8 protein-coding genes, 1 rRNA gene and 1 pseudogene are annotated in these 6,184 nt (G+C 52.3%); 7 read left to right on the top strand and 3 right to left on the bottom strand.

The window, feature by feature from the left end; translation table 11 throughout:
• The first annotated feature begins 2 nt into the window (after window positions 1–2).
• Together rrf and YWK_RS20625 are read left to right on the top strand one after the other, a co-directional pair.
• A 5S ribosomal RNA gene (gene rrf, locus YWK_RS0117420) occupies window positions 3–119 on the top strand.
• Between the two features lie 155 nt (window positions 120–274).
• Window positions 275–457, top strand: a complete 183-nt coding sequence (locus tag YWK_RS20625) for a DUF896 domain-containing protein (protein ID WP_035467439.1) — start codon at window positions 275–277, stop codon at window positions 455–457.
• Between the two features lie 84 nt (window positions 458–541).
• Here YWK_RS20625 and YWK_RS0117410 read toward each other — a convergent pair whose 3' ends face one another.
• Window positions 542–1,036, bottom strand: coding sequence for a GNAT family N-acetyltransferase (locus YWK_RS0117410; protein WP_051375725.1), 495 nt, complete (start codon window positions 1,034–1,036; stop codon window positions 542–544).
• Between the two features lie 159 nt (window positions 1,037–1,195).
• On the opposite strand from YWK_RS0117410, the gene YWK_RS21255 reads away from it, so the two are divergent.
• From YWK_RS21255 to YWK_RS22045, 5 genes are all read left to right on the top strand, one after another.
• On the top strand, window positions 1,196–1,996 hold the full coding sequence (locus YWK_RS21255; RefSeq protein WP_051375724.1) for a hypothetical protein: 801 nt from the start codon (window positions 1,196–1,198) through the stop codon (window positions 1,994–1,996).
• On the top strand, window positions 1,993–3,132 hold the full coding sequence (menC, locus tag YWK_RS0117400; RefSeq protein WP_026965774.1) for an o-succinylbenzoate synthase: 1,140 nt from the start codon (window positions 1,993–1,995) through the stop codon (window positions 3,130–3,132). Before YWK_RS21255 ends, menC begins: the two co-directional genes overlap by 4 nt.
• 97 nt (window positions 3,133–3,229) lie before the next feature.
• On the top strand, window positions 3,230–3,667 hold the full coding sequence (locus tag YWK_RS0117395) for an NfeD family protein (RefSeq protein ID WP_156909207.1): 438 nt from the start codon (window positions 3,230–3,232) through the stop codon (window positions 3,665–3,667).
• Window position 3,668: 1 nt separating this feature from the next.
• The gene (locus YWK_RS0117390) at window positions 3,669–4,613 is read left to right on the top strand and encodes an SPFH domain-containing protein (protein WP_026965772.1); all 945 of its coding nucleotides are present in this window, start codon (window positions 3,669–3,671) and stop codon (window positions 4,611–4,613) included.
• 406 nt (window positions 4,614–5,019) lie between these two features.
• Window positions 5,020–5,172 (top strand): hypothetical protein, encoded by a 153-nt coding sequence (locus YWK_RS22045; RefSeq protein ID WP_156909206.1) that lies wholly within the window; start codon window positions 5,020–5,022, stop codon window positions 5,170–5,172.
• A 149-nt stretch (window positions 5,173–5,321) separates the two neighbouring features.
• Here YWK_RS22045 and YWK_RS21685 read toward each other — a convergent pair.
• Together YWK_RS21685 and YWK_RS20615 are read right to left on the bottom strand one after the other, a co-directional pair.
• Window positions 5,322–5,748 (bottom strand): annotated as a pseudogene (locus tag YWK_RS21685) (SDR family oxidoreductase); the annotation flags it as partial.
• 45 nt (window positions 5,749–5,793) lie between these two features.
• On the bottom strand, window positions 5,794–6,184 hold a 391-nt coding region (locus tag YWK_RS20615), incomplete at its 5' end, for an IS256 family transposase (protein ID WP_035467438.1).

Genomic DNA, 6,184 nt, shown 5'->3' with positions numbered 1-6,184 from the left:
TGTCTGGTGGCAATGGCGGAGGGGAAACACGCGTACCCATCCCGAACACGACCGTTAAGACCTCCAGCGCCGATGATACTTGGGGCGGGAGCCCCTGGGAAAGTAGGACGCCGCCAGGCAAGAGAAACGGAAGAGCTCAGTGCTACATGCACTGGGCTCTTTTCATGCCTTCTATCCGCATGCCGACCTGCGGCTGTTGCATGGAGGTCGGAATTGACAATTCGCGTCTGCGACGTGGTATGTTAGTGACTGGACAATGAACGGAGGAAAACCAATGCTATCCCAAGCGAAGTTGCAACGAATCAATGAATTGGCCCGGAAGAAGAAGACGCAGGGACTAACGCCAAGTGAGGCTGAGGAACAGCGTTTGCTGCGCGAAGAGTATCTTGCGGTGTTCCGAAAGACGTTTCGGGATCATCTAGACCGCATTACGGTTGTCGAGGCGGACCACCACTGATGCGTTCAGGTGTACGGTCACCAGCACACGTTGCACCTCTCGCATCCGTCGCCGAAACGGCGAACTTCAATGAAACCTACGCCATTACAGCCACTTTTCCAATTCCAGTTCATCGTGAATGGGAATGCCGTAGTCACCTACCGTGGGGATAGACGGCTTCATCTTTCGAGCTTCATCGATTGCGCCTGGATAAACGGCAGAAATCCGATATCCACGACGTTGATAGAACCGTAACGCATCCAGATTGTCATTGGACGTGATAAGCCAGACGCGGTTCAAACCTGCTTCGCGGGCGGTCTTTTCAACGGCGGAAAGCAGTGCTGTGCCAATACCGAGGCCGTCCTGCAAGGCATTGATGCTGAGCAATTCACACCCTTCCACATCATGGTGGTAGGTGGCGGCCCCAACCGGTGTATCTTCACTCCACGCGATAAGGGCGTCAACCTCCTCCAAGTGATGCACTTTGCCCTTCGATACCATGACGTTTCCACCCCATTCGGAGTGCCACAGTTCCCGCAACCAGTTTTTGTCCACATCCGTAAATGGCCGAGAAATTCGAATGGAGGCTGTGTTTGACATGTCTATCACCAACCGGATCATACACGACGTTGGATAGACATGGAAACGGGCGTTTTCAAAGGAGATACCGCACGCCTTCCAAGATAGCGGCTCTAGCCATCTTATTGCGGGAGTGCCCGATAGACCAGTATGATGAGTCTAACGAAAGGTGGCTGCTACATGGGGATACATATTGAGCGCGTCACAACGATGGATGGGTGCAAGAAGTGTCAGTATCTTGCGAGCACTGTGTGGGGTGGGGATGCTGCCTGCTCTACAGCACAGATGATTGTGCATGCAACGTACGGCGGTGTTGTTTTATTGGCCTATGACGAGCACACACCTATCGGCTTTCTATTCAGTTTTCCTGCGAAGTATCGAGAGGAGTGGGTGCTGTGGTCGCATGAGACCGCAGTTCTCCCGGCGTATTTACATCGAGGGATAGGCCAAAGCCTCAAAGAAACCCAACGGTCCACCGCACGTGAGCTGGGGTACGGAACCATCGCGTGGACGTTCGATCCACTCGTCGCCCGCAACGCGTATTTCAACCTCCACAAACTCGGGGCGCGGATTGTGGAATACAAGCGTAACGTCTACGGGAGTGACATGGCGGATCAAATCAACCGGGGGATGGAGACGGATCGATTCGTGGCACTTTGGGATACGATGGATGGTTCAACAGTGACCGCACGGAATCTCGTTCACAGTCACTTTGAGGCGATTTCCGTGCTCACGACGAGCCACAGTGGGGCCCCAATTCTTACCGACTCATGGCCAAAATCGACCGAACATCTGACAACGGATGTACCGCTCGATTTCACACAACTGATCCTTCACGATGCAAGGCGAGCGGAGGAGTGGCGTTTGAGCTTTCGTGCGGCTGCCGAGCAACTGATGGAAGTTGGGTACACACCCGCTGTGCTCCAAAGACATGCGGACAAAGCGACATACATTTGGATCAAGGAGGAACCGCAGTCATGAACATTCAATCCGTTGTATTACGCCGTCTATTGTCTCCGATGAAAGAGCCATTTATCACGTCTTTCGGTCTCGAAGAGGACAAAGACGTGGTCCTGGTGGAACTCACCACAGACACGGGCGCGACGGGGTTCGCCGAATGTACGGCAAGCACAGCGCCTTTGTACAGCGAGGAAACGAACGACACAGCCTGGCACGTGATGGAAAAGTTTCTGATTCCAGCGCTCTTTCAACTGGATTTTTCCACCCCTGCAGATTTGCACAAGGTACGTGAGGCGTTTCGCCCGTTCAAGGGAAACAAAATGGCGAAAGCGGCCTTGGAGATGGCGGTGTGGGATGCTTGGTCCAACCAATATCATGTAGCGTTGCACGAGCTGCTGGGTGGCACGAAAACGGAAATTCCCGTCGGCATCAGTGTGGGCATTCAACGCGATGTGCCGACCCTTTTGAAAAAGATTGACGGGTACCTTCAGCAAGGCTTTCAACGGATTAAGGTGAAGGTCAAGCCGGGCTGGGATGTGGATGTGCTCCGAGAGATACGGAACGCGTTTGGAAATATTCCACTCATGGCTGACGCAAACAGCGCATACAGATTGGCAGACATAGATCACCTGAAGCGCTTTGACGAGTTTGAACTGATGATGGTGGAACAGCCGCTGGCGAACGATGACATCGTGGACCACGCAACGCTCCAGAGCACGCTTTCTACTCCAATTTGCCTGGATGAAAGCATCCACAGTGCGGAGGACGCCCGTAAAGCGATTCAATTGGGTGCTTGCAAGATCATCAACCTGAAGGTGGGGCGTGTTGGTGGATTTTCCGAAGCCATTGCGATTCACGATGTGTGTCAACAACACGGGATTGGCGTATGGTGCGGCGGTATGCTCGAAACGGGTGTCGGACGACTTCACAATGTGGCTGTGACTTCGTTGCCGGGTTTCACGCTTCCTGGCGACACAGCGCCCAGCGCCCGCTACTTTGAGCAAGACATTATCCATCCGCCTGTCGAGTTTTCCAAGCCCGGCACATTGAGCGTGGAACCGCTGTACGGTGTGAGTGGACGTGTTCAACGCGACCGAGTCGAGCGGTGGACTGTGGCTATGCAGACCTTTGAGAATGCAGGGCAGCGGGAGGTGTAATCATAAAGCTGGGTCAGTCCGCATCATGAAAATTTTGGCGGGATAGGGCTATTCAGTCTATGTAAGCTATGCAATAATTGTCGAAAAAGGGAAGTGGGTGAGGGTTTTGGTTTGGTGGACGTGGCTCATCGCTGCATTCGTTATAGGGATTGTCGAAGTGATGACGTTCACGTTTGTGCTCCTGTGGATTGCCATCGGGGCATTTCTGACCGCGCTGTTGACGCCTTTCATCCCAAGTGCGTGGGTGCAGATGCTCATCTTTGCTGTGGTCAGCGTGGTGCTGCTCGTTGTGACGAGGCCGCTCGTGCGTAAGTGGAAGCAGCGCCGCATCATTCCAAGCCGGATGGAAAGTATGGTTGGCCAACGTGGCGTCGTGATTGCCGAAGCGAAACCGGGCGCGTTTGCCACGGTTCGCGTCCAAGGGGACTTGTGGAGTGCAAGGTCAGAATACGCGCTGAGGGCCGGCCAGGAGGTTGCCGTGAGTGAAGCGACATCGACCATTCTGACGGTCGAACCCATAGAGGAGGTCCATTAAGTTGGTTGCAACCATCGTACTCATTGTTGTTGTATTGTTGGTACTTGTCACCATTTTTCGTGCCATCCGCATTATTCCTCAGCAGCGCGTCGCGATTGTGGAACGGTTGGGAAAATACCAGGCCACGCTTCACCCTGGTGTCAATATCATCATCCCGTATGTTGATAGAATTGTAAGAACAATCGACCTCCGCACCCAACAGGTCGTCGTGCCGCCTCAAATGGTCATCACGAAAGACAACGTACAGATTCAAATTGACACGGTCTTTTTCTATACCGTGATTGATCCCAAGATGGCCACATACAACATCGCCAATGTCGTGCAAGGCATTCAGAATATCACAGCGGCAAACATCCGTCAGGTGGCCGGTCATATGGAGCTCGACGAAACGCTGTCTGGCCGCGACAAAATCAGCCTCGCGCTGCGCACGGCACTGGACGAAGTGACAGAGCAGTGGGGGGTTCGCATCGACCGGGTGGAAATTGTAGATATTAAGCCACCGCGCGAAATTCAGGAGTCGATGGAGAAACAGATGAAGGCAGAACGCGAAAAACGGGCGAACATTCTGCAAGCAGAGGGTGAACGGCAGGCGGCGATTCTCAAGGCCGAAGGAGAAAAGCAGAGTCGTATTCTGCGTGCCGAAGGCGAAAAAGAATCGCGGATTCGCCAGGCAGAAGGTCTTCGCCAAGCGCAACAACTCGAAGCCGAAGGGCGCGCGCAGGCTATCCGTCTCGTCGCTCAAGCTGAGCAGAACCGCATCGAGATGTTGCGGGCCGCAGGTCTCGACACCAATATTCTGACCTATCAATCGTTCGAGGCTTTGCAAGGCATGGCCAACGGTCAGTCCACCACGCTGTTTGTCCCGACAGAGGCGTTGGGTGTGTTGAGTGCACTCGGTGTCATGAAAACCGTGCTGAACAAATCACCAGATCAAACTGCAGAGTGAGGAGAGCGGCCCCGCCAGGTTGTGGCAGGGCCGCCCTTTTTCTATTTGGTGGTGGTGTTTTCCGCAACATAAACATGCACAAATACGCGGCTCCTTTTTATACCGCGTTTTGCATGTTTATGTAGATTTTTGGAGTCACGCTTCTGTGCTAAAGCCTCCGTTCGTATTATGAGGTCGCCAGTTTTTACTGGTTGACCTCTTTCATTATAGAGGTTTTCATTCCGGTAGCCGGGTAGAACGTCAGCCCCCGTGGGTCGATGAACCCGCTAATTAAACTGTTCGCCCCCTACTTGTGGAAGCATGTTTGAGGCTGGTTGAGACAACGATCTCGCATCACAAGCGAAGCTATGAACCGCAAGAAGGTCTAGGGGTTACCGGCGTCATTTGAAGAAAAGGAGATGTAAACGTGAATCCAGTTATTGGTCTGGATGTTGCGAAAGGAGAGTGCAAAGCTCAAGTATTTTTAGCTAAAGGAAAGCCTCACGGTAAAACCTTTAGCGTCGTCCATACACGCAACGGTCTTGAGCAAATGAAAGAAGCTTTCCTAGACATGGATTAAATTCTAAATCCACCACGTTCATGCAATACCTTCCATTCAGGCCAGGAGGGTTATTTGTCATGCCCGTTTGAATGTAACACATTTGAATTTACTTTTTTACTGGTAATCTTGACAAACTATTAGCTGGTTTAATTGACGTCTCTCAGTTATCAGGTAACGATCGATCCACCATTCACGAAAAGAATTTGACCTGATATGTAAGAAGAATCATCCGAAGCTAGCAACACGTAGGCAGGTGCCAATTCAAACGGTTGCCCTGGTCGTTTCATTGGTACCTCTGTTCCAAATGTTTTTACCTCTTCTGCTGAAAACGCGGACGGGATCAGGGGTGTCCAAATCGGTCCAGGGGCTACCGCGTTTACCCGGATCCCCTGGTTGGCAAGCGAAAGGGATAAAGAACGGGTAAAGGACACAACGGCTCCTCTCGTGCTGTATAATCAATCATATGGCTTGATCCAGAATAAGCAGTGTCTGAAGTCGTATTAATGATAGAGCTTCCTGGAGTTAAATGAGGTGAAACTGCTTTCGTAATATAAAAAAAGAAATAATATTTGTTTGGAAGGTATTCATCAACTGGATCAAGTCCATATTTGTGTGTACTTTCCCTCTTCGGTAGTGCGCTCAAGCGAGTTGCTTAACGACGGAAGCCTTGGACGCACGCCACACCCAGTACTCCTGCATGTCTAGGTAGCGGTGTCCCGTCGCCCACTTTTCATCCATCNCCATCAGTAAAGCTCCCAACAGACGCAACACCGACGCACGGTTTGGGAAGATGNGAATGACGCGCTCCCGGCGTCGAATCTCCTCATTGAGTCGCTCCACACTATTGGTTGTCCGGAGCCGTCTGCGATAGNGTTCCGGTAACGCAAGCACAGCGGTCGCATCGTCAAACCCCTCTTCCAGCACACGCATTGCTTTCGGTGCCTTTTCGGAGTAATCGCGCAACGCTTGGTTCAGCAGCAATCGAGCGGTATCTGGGTCGGGTGCATCAAGAATAGCCCGTACACGCTGA

Origin of the sequence: Alicyclobacillus pomorum DSM 14955 (assembly GCF_000472905.1) — a bacterium.
GTDB lineage: Bacteria > Bacillota > Bacilli > Alicyclobacillales > Alicyclobacillaceae > Alicyclobacillus_A > Alicyclobacillus_A pomorum.
This window is presented reverse-complemented; position numbering and strand designations above follow the sequence as displayed.

Bases quoted from the DNA above. Each gene is read 5' to 3' on its own strand.
- YWK_RS20625 (WP_035467439.1), top strand. From the start codon at position 275: ATGCTATCCCAAGCGAAGTTGCAACGAATCAATGAATTGGCCCGGAAG.
- YWK_RS0117410 (WP_051375725.1), bottom strand. From the start codon at position 1,036: ATGTCAAACACAGCCTCCATTCGAATTTCTCGGCCATTTACGGATGTG.
- YWK_RS21255 (WP_051375724.1), top strand. From the start codon at position 1,196: ATGGGGATACATATTGAGCGCGTCACAACGATGGATGGGTGCAAGAAG.
- menC (WP_026965774.1), top strand. From the start codon at position 1,993: ATGAACATTCAATCCGTTGTATTACGCCGTCTATTGTCTCCGATGAAA.